The 17,476-nt window shown below is 68.1% G+C and carries 12 protein-coding genes; all 12 read right to left on the bottom strand.

Annotation, left to right across the window (positions count from 1 at the left end):
* Nucleotides 1-99: 99 nt before the first annotated feature.
* Nucleotides 100-1,527 carry an argininosuccinate lyase gene (gene argH / locus Q1V87_RS11230; RefSeq protein WP_300592732.1) on the bottom strand — a complete coding sequence of 476 codons (1,428 nt, stop codon included), beginning with the start codon at nucleotides 1,525-1,527 and terminating at the stop codon, nucleotides 100-102.
* The gene (locus Q1V87_RS11225) at nucleotides 1,524-2,609 is read right to left on the bottom strand and encodes a heparan-alpha-glucosaminide N-acetyltransferase domain-containing protein (protein WP_300592729.1); all 1,086 of its coding nucleotides are present in this window, start codon (nucleotides 2,607-2,609) and stop codon (nucleotides 1,524-1,526) included. The genes argH and Q1V87_RS11225 overlap by 4 nt, the downstream gene beginning before the upstream one ends.
* Nucleotides 2,588-3,511, bottom strand: coding sequence for an ornithine carbamoyltransferase (gene argF / locus Q1V87_RS11220; protein ID WP_300592726.1), 924 nt, complete (start codon nucleotides 3,509-3,511; stop codon nucleotides 2,588-2,590). The genes Q1V87_RS11225 and argF overlap by 22 nt, the downstream gene beginning before the upstream one ends.
* Nucleotides 3,508-4,767, bottom strand: a complete 1,260-nt coding sequence (locus Q1V87_RS11215; RefSeq protein ID WP_300592723.1) for an acetylornithine transaminase — start codon at nucleotides 4,765-4,767, stop codon at nucleotides 3,508-3,510. Before Q1V87_RS11215 ends, argF begins: the two co-directional genes overlap by 4 nt.
* A 32-nt stretch (nucleotides 4,768-4,799) precedes the next feature.
* Nucleotides 4,800-5,699, bottom strand: a complete 900-nt coding sequence (argB, locus tag Q1V87_RS11210; RefSeq protein ID WP_300592720.1) for an acetylglutamate kinase — start codon at nucleotides 5,697-5,699, stop codon at nucleotides 4,800-4,802.
* Nucleotides 5,696-6,853, bottom strand: a complete 1,158-nt coding sequence (gene argJ, locus Q1V87_RS11205; RefSeq protein WP_300592717.1) for a bifunctional glutamate N-acetyltransferase/amino-acid acetyltransferase ArgJ — start codon at nucleotides 6,851-6,853, stop codon at nucleotides 5,696-5,698. Before argJ ends, argB begins: the two co-directional genes overlap by 4 nt.
* Nucleotides 6,850-7,893 (bottom strand): N-acetyl-gamma-glutamyl-phosphate reductase, encoded by a 1,044-nt coding sequence (argC, locus tag Q1V87_RS11200; RefSeq protein WP_300592714.1) that lies wholly within the window; start codon nucleotides 7,891-7,893, stop codon nucleotides 6,850-6,852. The genes argJ and argC overlap by 4 nt, the downstream gene beginning before the upstream one ends.
* Nucleotides 7,894-8,119: 226 nt before the next feature.
* Complete coding sequence (locus tag Q1V87_RS11195) at nucleotides 8,120-9,952, bottom strand: hypothetical protein (protein WP_300592711.1); 1,833 nt, start codon at nucleotides 9,950-9,952, stop codon at nucleotides 8,120-8,122.
* Nucleotides 9,949-12,849, bottom strand: a complete 2,901-nt coding sequence (locus tag Q1V87_RS11190) for an MMPL family transporter (protein WP_300592708.1) — start codon at nucleotides 12,847-12,849, stop codon at nucleotides 9,949-9,951. The genes Q1V87_RS11195 and Q1V87_RS11190 overlap by 4 nt, the downstream gene beginning before the upstream one ends.
* Before the next feature lie 130 nt (nucleotides 12,850-12,979).
* Entirely contained in the window at nucleotides 12,980-15,514 is a 2,535-nt protein-coding gene (pheT, locus tag Q1V87_RS11185) for a phenylalanine--tRNA ligase subunit beta (protein WP_300592705.1), read from the bottom strand.
* The gene (pheS, locus tag Q1V87_RS11180; protein ID WP_300592702.1) at nucleotides 15,514-16,554 is read right to left on the bottom strand and encodes a phenylalanine--tRNA ligase subunit alpha; all 1,041 of its coding nucleotides are present in this window, start codon (nucleotides 16,552-16,554) and stop codon (nucleotides 15,514-15,516) included. Before pheS ends, pheT begins: the two co-directional genes overlap by 1 nt.
* 178 nt (nucleotides 16,555-16,732) lie before the next feature.
* Nucleotides 16,733-17,476 (bottom strand): RNA methyltransferase (locus Q1V87_RS11175; RefSeq protein ID WP_300592699.1); only part of this gene is annotated, 744 nt, incomplete at its 5' end.

The following is a 17,476-nucleotide window of genomic DNA, read 5'->3' as shown; positions in this document are numbered from 1 at the left end:
GACGATGTCAGCGATCACCGCGATGGTCACGGAATCAGCCTAGCGCTTATGAAGCAAGATAATAAGCGTGGAACTGATTTTTGGGATCGATCAGTCCCGTCACAGCCCCAGCGCGTGCGCGGCGTCCTGAACGCGGGAAATCAGTTCCGCGCGCTGCTCGGCGACCCGCACCGGAGCAGTTCCGCCGGCGCCGGTCCTACTGGCAACCGATCCTTCGATCGTCAGCACGTCGCGAACTCCCGGCGTGAGCCGCGGCGAGACCTCGGCCAGCAGGTCATCGTCGGCGTCTTCGAGTCCGATTCCACGGGCCTCACATGCCTGCACGAGCTTCCCGGAGATCTCATGAGCATCCCGGAAGGGAACACCTTCTCGAACGAGCCACTCCGCGACGTCCGTGGCAAGTGAGAAGCCCTGCGGCGCGAGCTCCGCCATCCGGCCGGTGTCGAAGCGCAGGGTCGCGACCATCCCGGCGAAGGCGGGCAGGACGGTCTCGAGAGTGCGCACCGAATCGAAGATGGGCTCCTTGTCTTCCTGCAGATCGCGGTTGTACGCCAGGGGCAGACCCTTGAGTGTCGCGAGCAGCCCGGTGAGGTTTCCGATCAGGCGGCCGGCCTTCCCCCTCGCCAGTTCGGCGATATCGGGGTTCTTCTTCTGCGGCATGATGCTCGAGCCTGTCGAGTAGCCGTCGTCGAGCGTGACGAAACCGAACTCGCGCGTGTTCCACACGATGATGTCTTCGGCAAAGCGCGACAGATCGACGCCGATCTGGGCGGCAATGAACGCGAACTCGGCGACGACGTCGCGCGCCGCGGTACCGTCCAGAGAGTTCTCTGCGGGCCGAGAGAGCCCCAATTCTGCAGCGACCAGTGCGGGGTCAAGACCCAGGGTCGATCCGGCGAGCGCTCCCCCGCCGTACGGCGACACCGACGCCCGCGCCGACCAATCGCGAAGTCGTTCGAGGTCGCGCACGAGTGGCCACGCGTGAGCGAGCAGGTGGTGCGCGAGCAGAATCGGTTGCGCGTGCTGCAGGTGAGTGCGCCCCGGCATGATGGCGGCCGGGTGAGCCTCGGCCTGGGCGACGATGGCGTCGATGAGACGGACGATCTCACGCACCAGCATCCGCGTGTGGTCGAGGAGGTACATCCGCACCAGCGTTGCGATCTGGTCGTTGCGGCTGCGTCCGGCCCGGAGCTTTCCGCCGAGCTCGGGACCGACGATCTCGATGAGCGCCTGCTCGAGCGCACCGTGGACGTCTTCGTCCTGAGGCCGGGCAACGACGTCGCCACGGGCAACGGCAGCCGCGAGCTCGTCGAGACCGACGCGCATGCTGGCAGCTTCGTCGGCGCTGAGATAGCCCGCGGCCTCGAGGGCCGATGCGTGGGCACGCGATCCTCGGATGTCGTACGCGGCGAGCGCCCAGTCGAAGTGGGTGGAGACGCTCAGGGCTGCAAGCTCGGGCGAGGGGCCCGAAGCGAATCGCGCACCCCAGAGGGCACCATCGTGCGTTGCATCACCCGTCGCAGTCATCCTGCCAGCCTATCCGCGCGCGGCCGCGACACCCGATCGACCAGCCGTTCGAGGGGACCACGTCCAAGGAGCAGCGCCCACACGAGACAGGCTGCGATGATCCCGAGGGTCATCGGCCAGAACGGGTTCAGGGCGCGGAACCCGAAGAGGTCGGAGGTCGTTCCCAGCGCCACGAACGCCCACACCGCCCAGACCACGGTCTGCGCGGAGTACGCCGTCAGCGGCATGGCACCCAGCGTCCGGATCGGAAGTACGAGGGCTCGCAGGGCGGTGCGGCACACCAGCACGCACAGCGCGATGATCGCGATCGCGAACCCGCCCGAGCCCCACACCTCGAGGATGCCGCCGCTATGCTCGCTCGCTCGCCACACCTGGCCGAGATAGTCATCTTCGGGGGCCGGAAGCACGACGGCGAGCGTTTCTGCCACCGCGGCAACCGCCATGCCCACGCCCGCGGTGATCCACAGCACCGCTACGCGCGTGAGATCGAGGCGCCCGATCGCCATTCCGGCCAGCAGAAACGCAAGCCACAGCGGAGCAGGATAGGCCCATCCGGTCACGAGGAACAGAGCCTCGCCCGGCGCCGTGTCCCAGAACGAAGCCGCCTCGATTGGCGGAAGCAGCCATGGCACGACCGTCGCCACCGCGACAGCCCAGATCCACAGGGCCCCGGTGCGTACGCGCACGAACGGGATCGCCGCGGCGAACAGGATTGCGTAGGCGGGCAGGATGACGTACACCGGTACGCCTGTGAGGATGAGGGCGATACCGATGACCCAGAGCACGAGCGCTCGCCACGCCAGCCACCGACCGGGTTCGCGGGGAGCGCGAGGGCCGGTGGTGACGATCGAGATCGAGACCCCGGCGAGTGTCGCAAACAGAATCGATGAGCGACCACCGGCAATCCCGCCCCAGGTCGCCGGATCGGTCCAGTCGATCTCGGGCAGCGTGAACAGGTGGGCTGCGAGCATCCCGATCACCGCGAGTCCGCGGGCCAGGTCGAGCCCCGGGATCCGTGGTGGCCCGTCCAGGCGCCGGAGATTCCCGACGACCCGATCGGCTACTGCTGTTGCAGCAACCACACCAGGAGCGCCTTCTGCGCGTGGAGTCTGTTCTCGGCTTCGTCCCACACGACGCTCTGCGGACCATCGATGACCTCGGCATCCACTTCGTACCCGCGGTCGGCGGGCAGACAGTGGATGAAGATCGCGTCGTCCTTGGCAAGGCTCATGAGCTCTTGCGACACCTTGTACGGCGTCAGGTCGCGAAGCCGCTGCAGCTTCTCGTCCTCCTTGCCCATCGAGACCCAGGTGTCGGTGACGATGATGTCTGCGCCGGCGGCAGCCTCGTTGGGGTCGGTGTAAAGCGCGACCGAGCCACCGGTCTGCTCTGCCCGGCGGTCGGCATCGGCAACGACATCCTCGCGTGGCGCATACTCCACCGGTGAGGCGACGCGCACGTGCATCCCGGCGGTGACCCCGCCGAGCACATAGGACTGCCCCATGTTCGTGCGCCCGTCCCCGAAGAAGGCCAGCGTGAGACCCTTCAGCTCACCCTTGTGCTCCTGGATCGTGAGCAGGTCGGCCAGGATCTGACACGGATGGAAATCGTCGCTGAGCGCATTGATGACGGGCACCCGGGTTCCGGCGGCCATCTCTTCGAGCCCGGCCTGCGCATAGGTGCGCCAGACGATCGCGGCGACCTGCCGCTCGAGCACGCGGGCGGTGTCGGCAGGGGTCTCCTTGCCACCCAGCTGACTGTTGGCCGTCGAGATGATCAGCGGCGACCCGCCGAGATCGGCGATGCCCACGGCAAACGACACACGGGTACGCGTCGAGGACTTGTCGAAGATCACCGCGACGGTCTGCGGACCCGCCAGCGGCTGGACCTGCCAGCGATCCTTCTTCAGCTCCGCAGCAAGAGCGAGGATCTCCGCCTGCTCTGTCGGGGTCAGGTCATCGTCACGAAGCAGGTGGCGGGTCATTGCGCGGCTTCCTTGTCGTCGGGCTGCGAGGTCTCATCGAGCAGGAGGGCGTCGGTCACGGTTGCCAGGGACGCGGTGAACAGGGTCAAGAACTCGTCGATCTCAACGTCGCCGATCGTAAGGGCCGGCGCGATCCGAATCGTCTCATCGTTGGCGGCATTGACGATGAGTCCGTGTTCCTGCGCCGCTGCGACGACTGCTTTCGCAACGGGACGCGAGAGAGCCACGCCCAGAAGCAGGCCCTGCCCGCGGCATCCGGCAATCAGCGGGGAATCGATCGCGAGGATGCCGTCTCGCACCTGCGCGCCCCGCGTGCGCGCGTTGCTCACCAAGTCGGCGCGCTCGATCTCCTCCAGTACCGCCCCGGCAACCGCGGTGGCCAGCGCGTTACCGCCGAACGTCGAACCGTGGGTGCCGGGGTAGAACAGGTCGCTCGCCGCACCGTACGTGATGAGCGCACCGATCGGGAACCCGCCCCCGATGCCCTTGGCAACGGTGATGGCATCCGGGGTGATGCCGGTGTGCTGGAACGCGAACCACTCGCCGGTGCGGCCAGCGCCGGTCTGGATCTCATCGAGGATGAGAAGCGCGCCGTGGCGCCGGGTCAGCTCGCGGGCCGCCTCGAGGTAGCCGTCCGGGAGCGGCAGAACACCCGCCTCCCCCTTGATGGGTTCGAGGATGAGCGCGGCCACCGAGTCATCCATCGCAGCCTCGAGGGCCTCAACTGTCGAGTCCAGGAACTCAACACCGGGAACCATCGGAAGGAACGGTTGCTGCATAGCCGGCTTGCCCGTGAGGGCGAGAGTGCCCATCGTGCGGCCGTGGAAGGCGTCGGTGAGAGCGAGGATGCGTGGCCTGTCGGCTCCGCCATGCAGTCGGGCGAGCTTGAACGCTGCTTCGTTGGCCTCCGCTCCCGAGTTCGAGAAGTAGACGCGGCCGGACTCGCCCGTGCCAGCGAGGCGCTTGAGCCTCGCCGCCAAGGCGAGCTGCGGCGGGGTCGCGAAGTAGTTCGACACGTGCGCGAGGGTCGCGGCCTGAGCAGAAACCGCCTCGACGAACGCCGGGTGTGCGTGGCCGAGGGAGTTCACCGCGATGCCCGCGAGAAAGTCCAGGTAGCGCTTGCCCGCATCATCCCAGAGGTAGGCGCCCTCGCCGCGGGTGAACAGGGCGAGGCGGTCGCCGGCGTTGGCAAGAAGGTCGCGCCGGGCATCGTGCTGCCAGGATGCCGGAGTCGATGCCTCTGCCTCGTCGTTCATTGCGCCTCTTTTCGTCTCGGGGAGTACTGCGCTCATGCGCTGACCACTTCGGTTCCGATGCCCTTGCTCGTGAACACTTCGATCAGGAGCGAATGCGGCACGCGCCCATCGATGATCGCTGCCGTGTCCACTCCCCCGTCGACGGCGTCCAGACACGCCTGCATCTTGGGGACCATTCCGGACTCCAGCGTCGGCAGCATCCCCCGCAGTTCCGTCGAGGTCAGGTGCGAGACCAGCGAGTCGCGGTTCGGCCAGTCGGCGTACAGCCCCGGGACGTCGGTGAGGATGACGAGCTTGGCGGCATTCAGCGCCACCGCGAGCGCCGCGGCCGCGGCGTCGGCGTTGACGTTCAGTGTGTGCCCCGGCCGATCCAGATCCGGTGCAATCGAGGACACGACGGGGATGCGGCCGGCCGCGAGGTGGTCGAGAACTGCCGTCGGATTCACGTGGACGACATCGCCGACCGAGCCGAGATCGACCTCTTCGCCGTTGATGACCACTCCGCGCCGGCGGCCGCCGAACAGGCCGGCGTCTTCGCCCGACAGACCGGTGGCGAACGGGCCGTGAGCATTGATCTTCGAGACCAGCTGCGGGTTGATGTGGCCGGTGAGCACCATGCGGACGACGGAGACCGCTTCGGTACTGGTCACCCGGTAGCCGCCCTGGAACTCGCTCGGGATGTCGAGGCGCTCCAGCATCCGGGAGATCTGCGGGCCGCCGCCGTGGACGACGACCGGCTTGACGCCGACATAGCGGAGGTACGCAATGTCTTCGGCGACCGTGCGCTGCAGTTCTTCGGAGACCATCGCGTTGCCGCCGTACTTGACGACGACGATCTGGTCGCGAAAGCGCTTGAGCCAGGGCAGCGACTCGATCAGGACGGCTGCCTTCTCGGCTGCCTCATCGGGGGTGGTCTCTTGTAGGTCAGTCATGACGAGTAGGCACTGTTCTCGTGAACGTAGTCGTGGGTGAGGTCGTTGGTGTAGATCGTGGCTGAAGCGTCGCCGACCTTCAGATCGATGACGACCTTCGTCGCCCGCGGAGTAAGGTCCACGAGCTCCCGCGGCTGGTCGGGTCCCCCGTTGGAGCACACCCGGATGCCGTTCATCTCGACATCCACGGCGTAGGGGTCGAACTCGGCAGCCGTTGTGCCGATCGCTGCCAGCACGCGACCCCAGTTCGGGTCGTTGCCGAAGATGGCAGCCTTGAAGAGGTTGTTGCGCGCAACCGACCTGCCGACCTCGACCGCGTCATCTTCGGATGCCGCGTGGATCACCTCGATCGTGATGTCGTGGCTCGCGCCTTCGGCATCCGACTGCAACTGGGTCGCGAGGTCGGTGCAGACGGCGATGAGCGCGCTGCGGAACGCCTCCGGTGTCGGCGTGACCCCGCTCGCGCCGCTGACCATCAGGGTCACCTGATCGTTCGTTGACATGCACCCGTCGGAGTCGAGGCGGTCGAAGCTCACCCGTGTCGCGGCACGCAGGTGCTCGTCGGCTTCTGCCGAGGTCAGGACGGCGTCGGTGGTCAGGACCACGAGCATCGTCGCAAGCCCGGGGGCCAGCATCCCGGCGCCCTTGGCCATTCCACCGATCGTCCACCCGTCACCGGTGACGGTGGTGGTCTTCGGCCGCGAGTCTGTCGTCATGATCGCGCGGGCAGCATCCTCGCCGCCGTCCGAAGACAGCGCACCGATCGCGGCCTCGGTACCCGCGAGTACCTTGTCGCGGAACACCTGATCACCGGTGCCGATGAGCCCGGTAGAGCACACCTGGATGTCGCCAGCACTCACTCCGAGCAGTTCGGCGGCGCGCTCGGCCGTCAGGTGGGTCGTCAGAAACCCGAACGAACCGGTGAAGCAGTTCGCGCCGCCCGAGTTCAGCACGATGGCTTCGACGACGCCGTCTTGGATGGCCTGCTGCGACCACAGGATCGGGTTCGCCTTGGCGCGGTTGCTCGTGAACACCGCAGCACCGACAGTGAGTGGACCACGGTTGACCACGACGGCGACATCCGGCTTGCCGGTGGACTTGAGTCCAGCGGCAACGCCTGCCGCTTCGAACCCTGCGGGCGCGGTGACGGTCACGGTGCCACTCCGTTCGTGGTGAGGGCCCGGTCCTCGGGAAGGCCGAGCGCGATGTTCATGGACTGGACAGCGGCGCCCGCCGTGCCCTTGACGAGATTGTCGACAGCGGCGACGACCACGACCCGACCCGCGGCACGATCGATCGCGAGGCCGAGAAGCGCCGTATTGGCTCCGACGACATCCGCCGTTCGCGGGACGTGTCCCTCCGGGAGCACGTGGACGAACGGTTCATCGGCGTACGCCTGCTCCCAGGCGGCACGGATGTCGGCATCCGTCGCACCCGGGACAATCGGCGCCGTCGAGGTGGCGAGGATTCCGCGGGCCATCGGGACGATGACGGGGGTGAACGAGATGCGGACCTCGGTGGCCCCGGCATCTTGCAGTGCCTGGTGAATCTCGGGGATGTGCCGGTGTGTACCGCCTACCGCATACGGGTTCGCGCTGCCGAGCACTTCGCCTGCCAGCAGGTGAGGTTTGAGGCTCTTGCCCGCACCCGACGGGCCGACGGCGAGCACGCTGACGATGTCGCTCGGATCGATCACCCCGGCAGCCACACCCGGCGCGAGGGACAGACTCACCGTCGAGGCGTTGCAGCCGGGAGCAGCGATCCGCGTCGCGCCCCGGAGGCTTTCACGGATCTTGCCGCCAGGGGCGGGCAGTTCGGGCACACCATAGGTCCACGCCTCGGGGTGCGGGCCACCGTAGAACTGCTCCCACGCCGCGGCGTCGCGCAGCCGGTGATCGGCTCCGGCGTCGATCACCAACGGCACGTCGCCCAAGGCGTCCGTGTACTGCGCCGACTGCCCGTGGGGAAGGGCGAGGAACACGATGTCGTGGCCCGCGAGGATCTCCGGGGTGGTGTCTTGCAGCGTCAGGTGAGCCAGCGAGCGCAGGTGAGGCTGGTGCTCGATGAGGGGCTGGCCGGCGTTGGAGTGGGCTGTGACGGTGCGGATGTCGATATCGGGATGCTGCGCCAGGAGCCGCAGGATCTCGCCGCCGGCATATCCGGAGGCGCCAGAGACGGCGACCGAGTAGGTCATGGATTCCACCTTATTGTCTGGGTTCGTCGTGCATCGAAAGCACAGAGCCGGAGGTGGCGACGCCGCCGCGCGCTTCAGCGCAGCGGGGTCGCCTAACGTCGGCGACCGCCCAGACGTCGGCGCAGCACGAGAACCACTGTCGCGGAAGCGACGAGGTCGTGCTGTGCCGGAAGCATGTCGCGAGAGTACCGATCTCGGCCTCGGCGTCGCAAATCGACGCGCCCACTCATGCTGGAAGCAGTGCGCTGATCGCCTGCGCGCGGGCACGGCGCACGCCGATCACGGTGCCCGCGAAGGCGAGGGCGGCCCAGAGGAGAAGACCGACGGCTGCCCCCAGCACTTCGTGCAGCGAGCCGCCCACCAGAGCGTCGGCACCTTGCAGGGCAACGCTCAGCGGCAGGATCGAGAGCGGGGTGGCAGCCAGCGACCCCTCGGTAACCGGTTGCAGGGTGCCCGCGGCCACCAGCTGGAGGCCGAGTGCAAGCACCGACACGATGAGTCCAGCTCGACCGAACAGGGCGGTGAGGGCCTGGTGGAACAGCGTGAAAGACACCGCGACGGCAAGGGTCAGCCCATAGGCCACCGCGATCCGATCGGGGACGACACCGAGGACGGCAACCCCCAGCCAGACGAGCACCGACTGCACAACGGCGATTCCTACGGCAACCAATGCAGCGTCAGCGGCGATGTGCGCGGAGGTCGCGGGGGTCACCAGGGATGATCGCGCGAACGGCGCCACGACCAGGAAGGTCGCGAGCGCGCCGAGCCACAGCGACACCGGAGCCAGCGCTGCCACCGCTGCCGCCAGCGCGGAATCCGGACCGCCGATGCTCGCGGTGGTGACCCCGATCGGGGAGGCCACAGTGTTTGCGATGCTCTGCTGCTGGGCACTGGAGTAGCTGGGGATGCTGGAGGCTGCCTCATCCAGGCCGCTCGCCAGTTCACCCGCGGCGCCTGCCGCAGCGTCGAGGCCACTCGCGAGTTCTGCCGTGCCGGCGGCGAGATCGGACGCGCCAGACACTGCGGCCTGTTGGGCCGCCGAGAGCTGGCTGAGCGCTGATGCCGCCGGTCCTGCAAGATCGGCCACGGCGTCGGCGCCGACGGCAAGTTCGGCGGCGTCTGCCGCATCGCCGACGAGCGCTCCCGCCTGATCCTGGAGGTCCGACGCGACCGCGGCTGCGCCGCTCCGCAGCGCGAGGATGTCATCAAGCAGGTCGCCGGCTGGTGCCGTCGGATCAGCCGAGATCAGCGCGGCCAGCACATCGAGGTCTGCCACTCCGGCATCCTGCGCGAGTGAGAGCACCTCGGCGTCGATGGCAGCCCCGGCCAGCGAGCCCGCGAGAGCTGCGGCATCCGACCCGGCTGCCGCGCTGAGCGCACCCAGGTCGCGGACCCCCGTCGGGAGGGCGCGAAGAACTGTTCCGATGCCCTCGAGCCCCGAGACGAGCTCTCGCTGCCCCTGGGCGAGAACCCCGGCTCCCCCGGCAGCATCAGCGATGCCCCCCGCGAGCTCGCTCGCGCCGTCAGCGGCTTGACCGATGCCGGTGTGCAATTCCGTGAACGCTTCCAGCGTGCCGGACACGTAGCCCGAGGTGAGCTGAGCTTCCACTCCGCGCGGCAGCCCCGCTGCCAGAGCCTCAGCCAGCACTCCGGACAGATACCCGTGGCGGGTGCTCGTCTGTACGCTCAGCGAAGCCTGCGTCGGCGCATCAGTTCCCAGGGTCGCAACGTCCTGGGAGAAGTCGGCTGGGATCGTCACGACAGCGAGATACGTGCCCGCAGCGAGTCCTTGATCTGCCGTCGTCGTGTCCGTCAGGGTCCAGGCGATCCCGTCGCTGGCTGTCAGTAGGTTCTCGGTGACGAGCTTGCCCGCGGCGACGGGCGTACTCCCATTCTGGATCGGAACATCGAGGTTCACGATCGCCACGGGAACCTGTTCCTGGGTCTGACGCGGCAACAGCGTCAGCATGACAAGCAGCGGGATGAGGATCGCGAAGACCGCGAGCGCAATCGCACGCCCTCGGCCACCGCCGGCCAGAAGCCCCGACAGCCCGGTCATACGACGGCCTCCGTGCTCGCGTGTTGCGTGCCGGGAGCATCAGCTGACCGGTCTGCCCGGAGAACAGTCACGGCACGCCCGTGAGGTGTCAGGTGACCAGCCACTTCGACCACCGCGTCACCGACGGCGACCACGAGCGTCGTGGAGGGCGACGCGGAGCGCAGGATGCGCTCGAGCAATACCGGTTGATCTGACCGGCGCTGCAGATCGAGAACGGTGACCTCGGGCATCGATGCGAGCGCGGCAGCGGCGTCGAGCGTCCAGCGCTGATGCTCGTCCAGGCGCGCCATCGGCACATCGACCTCGTCGAGCACGTTCGGCCCGCCCGTCAGCTCGCCCCACAGCTCGATCGCCCGGCGTGCCCGATCACGATGATCACCGCGGCTGCCATCCAGGCGCACCTGCCGCCGCACATGTTCGACAAGAGTGCTCGCGTCCGTGGGCGCGGGAAGCGCCGGAACCAGAACCGAGACCCGAGAGAGGGGCTCTCTCTCGAACGGAATGAGTCGACCACCCACCGCAAGGTCACCGCCGACATCGGGAATCCGGCCAGACAGCCCCGCACAGACGGCGGCGGCTTCGGGGCCATGGACCACGAGGACTCCAGACCCCGGCAGGTCGACGGTGAGCGGTGCTGAATCACCGAACGTCGCCTCGTGTGCGTGAATGCCGCTCCCGCGCACCGCCCGCTCGGCCTCACGCCACGTCCGCTGATCGAGCATCCGGCGCACGGCCTCGCCCTCGATGTCGGCATCCGGCAAGACCTTCTCGAGCCAGCGCGGCAGCCACCAGGCACGGGCGCCCAACAGAGCCATGAGCGCAGGGATGAGGGTCATCCGCACCACGAACGCGTCGATGAGCACACCCACGGCCAGGGCGAGCGCTATCGGCTGGATGATCGCGTTGCCGCCGGGGACGAACGAGAAGAAGACCGAGAACATGATGAGCGCCGCGGCTGTGATGACCCGCGCGGAGGCGGAGAACCCCTGCAAGACCGCGGTGTGAGCGTCGCCGGTGTTGACGAACCGCTCGCGCATCCGCGACACCAAGAACACGTGATAATCCATCGCGAGCCCGAACAGCACCGCCATGACGAGGATCGGCATGAAGCTGATCACCGGGCCGACCTTGCCGACGCCGAGAACAGAAGCCCCCCACCCCCATTCGAACACGACGGTGGCAATCCCCAGGCCCGCGCCCACGGTCAGGAGGTAGCCGAAGGTCGCGGTGATCGGCACTGCTATCGAGCGGAACATGATGGTCAGCAGCACGAGGCTCAGCCCGACGACCACGATCGCGAACGGAAGCATCGCCGTGCCCAGGCGATCGGAGATGTCGATGGCGAGGGCAGTCTGGCCGGTGATCTCATAGGTGAAGCCGTTCGTCGCCTCGAACGCCGCGGCACGGTCGCGCAGGGTCTGCACCAGCTGCGCTGTCTGATCGGAGGACGGGGAACTGTCGGGAGTGATCGTCACGACGGCCATATCCAGGGCTTCGTTGGGGAAGGCCTGCGAGACCGCGGCGATCCCAGGGACGCCCTGGAACGCATTCTCGAGAGCGGTGAGAGCCTGCTCGATCTGCAGCGTACGAGAGATGTCAGCGGTGACCAGCAGCGGCCCGTTGAAACCGGGGCCGAAGCCCTCGTCGAGCAGGTCATAGGCGACCCGCGCTTCAGAGCCCGGTGGGTCGTAGCCGGCATCCGGCAGTGTCAGACGCAGCCCGGACGCTGGGATCGCGATCACCGCGAGCACCGCGGCGACACCGAGCGCGGTCAGCAGCGGCTGCCGCGTGACGATCTTCACCCACCGCGCCGTGCGCGCCGGCTCCGCGCCGCGACGAGCTGCGCGACGCTCCGCCCGACCTCGGGGAATGAGGCGGCGCCCGAGCAGCGAAAGAATCGCCGGGAGCAGGGTGACAGCAACCAACAGCGCGGTCAGCACGGCGCCCGCAGCTCCGAGGCCCATGACGGTGAGGAAGGGAATCCCCGCCACTCCGAGTCCCACGAGAGCGATCATGACCGTCATCCCCGCGAACACGACAGCCGTACCCGCCGTCGCGATGGCCACCGCTACCGACTCGGGAGGATCCATGCCCTCCCGAAGGTTGTCGCGGTGCCGGGAGGTGATCAGGAGGGCGTAGTCGATACCGACGGCGAGGCCCAGCATCGTCGCAAGGACCGGGGCGGTCGAGGAGACCGGTACGAGGGCGCCGACGATCGTGATGGCGCTCGCGGCAAGTCCGACGCCGAGCGCTGCGGTCACCAGGGGAATCCCCGCGGCGATGAGGGACCCGAACGTGATCGCCAAGACGACATAGGCGATGCCCATTCCGGCAAGCTCGGTCCAGTCGACTCCCGAGGACGCGCTCGCAGCGAGTCCCGATACCGCGACGGTGAGGCCAGCATCCGCGAGTGGTGCAGTGGCCTGGGCCACCGAGGTGACAAGCGAGTCCGGGATGTCGGTCGCGGCTACCGAGAGCTGCATGGCGATGAACGCCATGTCGCCGTTGGCGGAGATCTGCGAGGCAGCGCCGTCCGAGGCCGCCGTAGAACCGCTCGCGGTCATGGCATAGGGGCACGTGACTACTACCACGTCGTCCAGGGCCGCGATGTCTTCACAGGCGGTGGCGATCAGGTCCTCACTCGCCGAGACCTGCCCGCCGGAGGTCGCTGAAGCGACCACCTTTGCGCTGGCGCCGCTGATCTGCGGGAAGCGCTGCTCCAGGGCATCCAGTGCCGACTGAGCCTGGGTGCCGGGCACGGTGAAGCTCGACTGGAGGTGGTTGCCAAGCACTCCGGCCAGTGCCGAGGCTCCAACGACAACAGCCACCCATATGACGATGACCGTCCACCGACGGCGGGCCGCGAAACGACCCACGCGGTAGAGGAACGACGACATCGGCGCGGCTCCTTCTCGGGGTCGTGTGGTCGCGGCACGGGGCCGGCCTCAGCGCCCGGACCCGTCGCCAGCGTAGCGGTCCGAGTACGGCCGCCGCAGGCGCCACGACACCCGAGCGCGAAGCTGGCGCTTACTCTCGGATGCGCGCCCCGAACCTCTCGGCTGCGACGGCGACGCCGGCAAGCTTTGCCTCGGTGGCTTCCGCCGCCGTCAGGGTGCGGTCTGCTGCTCGGAAACGCAGCGCGTAGGTGAGGCTCTTCGTGCCGGGTTCGACGCCCGCACCGCGGTAGTCGTCAACCAGCCGCGCCGCCTCGAGCAGGTCGCCGGCGCCCGAGACGAGCGCCGCCTCGACCTCGGCTGCGGGGACCGCCTCCGGCACGATGAGTGAGACATCCTGCGTCGCCGCCGGGAAACCCGACAGGGATGCCGCGACGACACGCTCCCCCGTGAGAGAGATCACGAGGTCAAGGTCGAGCTCGGCAACGATGACACGGCCGGGCAGATCTGCATCGGAAGCCACAGCAGGCAGGAGCTCGCCCACGTACCCGACGGTGACATCGCCGACACGAACGTCACCGGCACGCCCCGGGTGCAGCGCCGCGCGCCGCGTCTGGACGATCGTCACATCGACTCCCGCCGCAGAAGCCACCGTGCGAACCGCATCGATGACATCGGCGAGGTCTGCGGTCTCGGCGCTCTGGCCGGGCTGCTTGGCGACCCGCGCTCCCGTCAGCAACATCGCGACGTGGCGCGGCTGCGACGGGATCGACGCGTCAAGACCCGCGAGGGTGGCGGCATCGGGCCGGATGCCCAGCGGCGGAACGAACGGTGTGCCGTACTCGACACCCACCGCGGGAAGGAACACGATCCCGGTCTCGAAGAGGGCGAGATCCACGAGCCCGCGCGATACGTTGCGGTGCGCGACCTGCAGCAGGCCCGGCACAAGCGAACGACGAAGGTACGGCGACTGTCCGTCGAGCGGGTTCGCAAGTTTGATGCTCGGGAGATGGCCTCCGTCGACGCTGCCGTGAAGGTCGTTTGCCTCGGCAGTGGCGAATGGGAACGACGGGGTCTCGACGTAGCCGGCGGCTGCCAGCGCGTTCGAGACACGACGGCGCGCACGTTGGGCCGAGGTCAGGCCGCGCCCGGAGGGCGGTGTGGGCAGCACAGAGGGCACATCGTCGAGCCCGTGGATACGCGCGACCTCCTCGGCGAGAGTCCACCGGTCGGTGAGGTCGGGACGCCACGACGGCGGGAAGACAAGCCAGGGTGCAACCGTGTCGGTTCCGGCATCCTGGATGTCGCACCCGATCAGCCGGAGCGCCTCGACGATCTGGTCAGGCGTGTAGTCGACTCCGATCAGACCCGAGACGAAGCCACGCGGCAGTTCGATCGCCGCCTGTTCGTGGCCAGAGCGCAGGGCGCCACCGAATGAGGTGTCGAGCGTTCCCCCGGCCAGCTCCACCATGAGGTCGGCGACGCGGCGGGCTGCGACGAACGGGAGGGCCGGGTCCACGCCGCGCTCGAAGCGCCGCGACGCTTCCGAGGGCAGCTTGTGTCGGCGCGCCGTCCGCGCGATAGACACCGGGTCGAAGCGGGCTGCCTCGATGAGCACGGTACGGGTCGTGGGTCCCATCTCTGTCGTAGCCCCGCCCATCACTCCGGCAAGACCGATCGGACCAGACTCATCGGTGATGAGGAGGTCCTCGGCATCCAGCGTGCGCACCTGCCCGTCGAGGGTCTCGAGCTTCTCGCCGGCCTGAGCGCGACGAACGGTGATCCCGCCCTGGAGGGCGTCGTAGTCGTACCCGTGAATGGGGTTACCGAGCTCGAGCATCACATAGTTGGTGATGTCGATCAGGATGCCGAGCGGTCGTACGCCGGCAAGGGTTAGCCGGGTGATCATCCAGGGCGGGGTGGGCTTGGAGGCATCCACGTCACGCACCAGTCGCGCAACGAACTCGGAGGCACCCACCTGACCCCGGATGGGGTTCGCATCGTCAACGACGATCGAGAACCCCTCGCCGGGGTCTACTTCGTCCCACGGGCGGACGGCGGGGTCGCGGAAGGCCGCACCTGTGGCATGGGAGTATTCCCGCGCCACGCCCCGGATCGAGAGCGCATACCCGCGGTCGGGGGTCACGTTGATCTCGACTGCCTCATCGTCGAGGCCCAACAGGGCGATCGCATCGGAGCCCACCGGAGCGTCGATGCCGAGTTCCACGAGGCGCAGGATTCCCGAGTGGTCCTGACCGAGCCCCAGCTCCTTGGCCGACGCGATCATGCCGTCGGAGACATGTCCATAGGTCTTGCGCGCGGCGATCGGGAAGGGCCCGGGCAGCACGGCACCGGGCAGGGTGACAACGACCTTGTCGCCGGCGAAGAAGTTGCTCGCACCGCAGACGATGCCGCGGACGGCGGGCGCGTCATCCGTGCCCTCTCCCTCGGCAACGCGCACCTGGCACCACCGGATCGTCTTGCCGTTGGACTGCGGCTCCTCGGTGAACTCGAGAACTTCGCCCACCACGATCGGGCCCGAGAGCTCGAAGCGGTGAATGTCCTCTTCTTCGAAGCCGACCGACACCAGGGCGGCGAGCACATCTTCGGGGGTTGCCTCAGCGGGAACCTCGACAAACTCACGCAGCCACGACAGCGGAACGCGCATCACACCACCATCCCGAACTGCTCGCTGAATCGCACATCGCCCTCGGCCATGTCACGCATGTCTTTCACATCGCTGCGGAACATCAGCGTGCGCTCGATCCCCATCCCGAACGCGAACCCGGAGTACTCCTCGGGATCGATGCCCGCCGCGCGCAGCACATTCGGGTTGACCATGCCGCAACCGCCCCACTCGATCCAGCGCGCACCGCCCTTGAAGGTGGGATGCCAAAGATCGAGCTCGGCGCTCGGCTCGGTGAACGGGAAGTAGTTCGTGCGCAGACGGGTCTTCGCCTCGGGACCGAACAGGACGCGCGCGAAGTGGTCGAGCGTGCCCTTCAGGTGCGCCATCGTGATGCCCTTGTCGATCACGAGGCCTTCGACCTGCGAGAAGACGGGAAGGTGCGTCGCGTCGAACTCGTCGGTGCGATACACCCGCCCGGGGCACACGACGTACACCGGAAGCTCACGATCGAGCATGGAGCGTACCTGCACGGGGCTCGTGTGCGTGCGCATCACGAGGTGCCGATCGATCGGGTCGACGAAGAAGGTGTCCTGCATCTGCCGCGCGGGGTGATCGACGTCGAAGTTGAGGGCGTCGAAATTGAACCACTCGTGCTCGAGCTCAGGGCCTTCGGCAACCTCCCAGCCCATGCCGACGAAGATGTCCGAAATCTCCTCTTGCAGGAGCGTGAGCGGATGCCGGGCACCGACCCGCGCACGCGTCGGCAACGCGGTGATGTCGATCGCTTCGGCATCCAGACGTGCCGCGAGTTCCGCGGCCTCGAGCTCGGCCTCCCGGGCGGCGAGCGCCTGCGTCACCTGAGCGCGCGCTTGCCCGATGAGCTTGCCGAACTCGGCCTTGCGCTCCGGAGCGACATCACGCAGCGACGCGTTCAAGCGGGCCAGTGGCGAACCCTCGCCGACGTGCGCGGCTCGGGCCTGCTTGAGGGATGCCGAATCGGTGGCAGCGGCGATCGCGGCGCGTGCCGCATCTGCCGCCGCGGCGACGGTCTCGGGGGTGATCTGTGGGGCGTCGGACACGAGAGTCGAGTCTACCGAGGCACGAGAGCGCCGCCTCTCTTCTGCCAGGTCGACAAACAGGATGGCCTCGGCGCCTCGGTCTCCCCATCCAGGACCCGCCGCACCCTCAGACCTCAGGGAGTCCCTTTCACCACCGCCTCCCGCCTGACACTCTCGGCAGCACCGGCCGAAACGCAGCTCAGGCGAGCGCGCTGCGCTGGGCGAACGCGGTCTCGTAGAGACAGACACTCGCCGCCGTCGCAAGATTGAGGGACTCGGCCTTGCCGTAGATGGGAAGCCGCAACGAGAGGTCCGCGTGCGAGAGGGCATCCTCTTCGAGCCCGCGCGCTTCGTTGCCGAACAGCCACGCGGTGGGCTCCGCGAGAAGGTCCCGGGATGCCAGGAAGTCGGTCCCGTCCACGTCAGCGGCCACCACCCGGATGCCAGCGGCATGCGCCTGTTCGACAGCCTCCGGCAGGTCCACCCCCACGGCGATCGGGAGGTGGAAGAGCGAGCCGGTCGTGGAACGGACCACTTTCGGGTTGTACAGGTCGACCGACTTGCCTGTGAGGATCACGGCGTCGGCGCCCGCCGCGTCGGCTGCGCGGATGATCGTCCCCAGGTTTCCCGGGTCACGCACCTGCTCGCAGATCGCGACCAACCGCGGGTGGGCGGCGAATACCTCAGCTACGCTCGAGGGGGTCTGACGCGCGACCGCGACGAGCCCCTGTGGTGTCACCGTGTCGGCCATGGCATCCAGGACGGCATCGCTTGCCAGCTCCACGTCCAGCCCCGCGACGCGGGCAGTGTCCCGGATGTCGCTGTGCCGATCCAGGGCGCCGGGAGTCGCGTAGAGCTCCACGAGAGCATCAGATCGATAGGTCAGCGCCTCGCGAACCGCTTGCGGTCCCTCGAGCAAGAACAGCCCGGTCTCCTGTCGCGC

Source organism: Microbacterium sp. (assembly GCF_030149085.1).
Taxonomy (GTDB): domain Bacteria; phylum Actinomycetota; class Actinomycetes; order Actinomycetales; family Microbacteriaceae; genus Microbacterium.
Note: the sequence above shows the minus strand (reverse complement) of the source record. Positions and strands in the feature narration are given on the sequence as shown.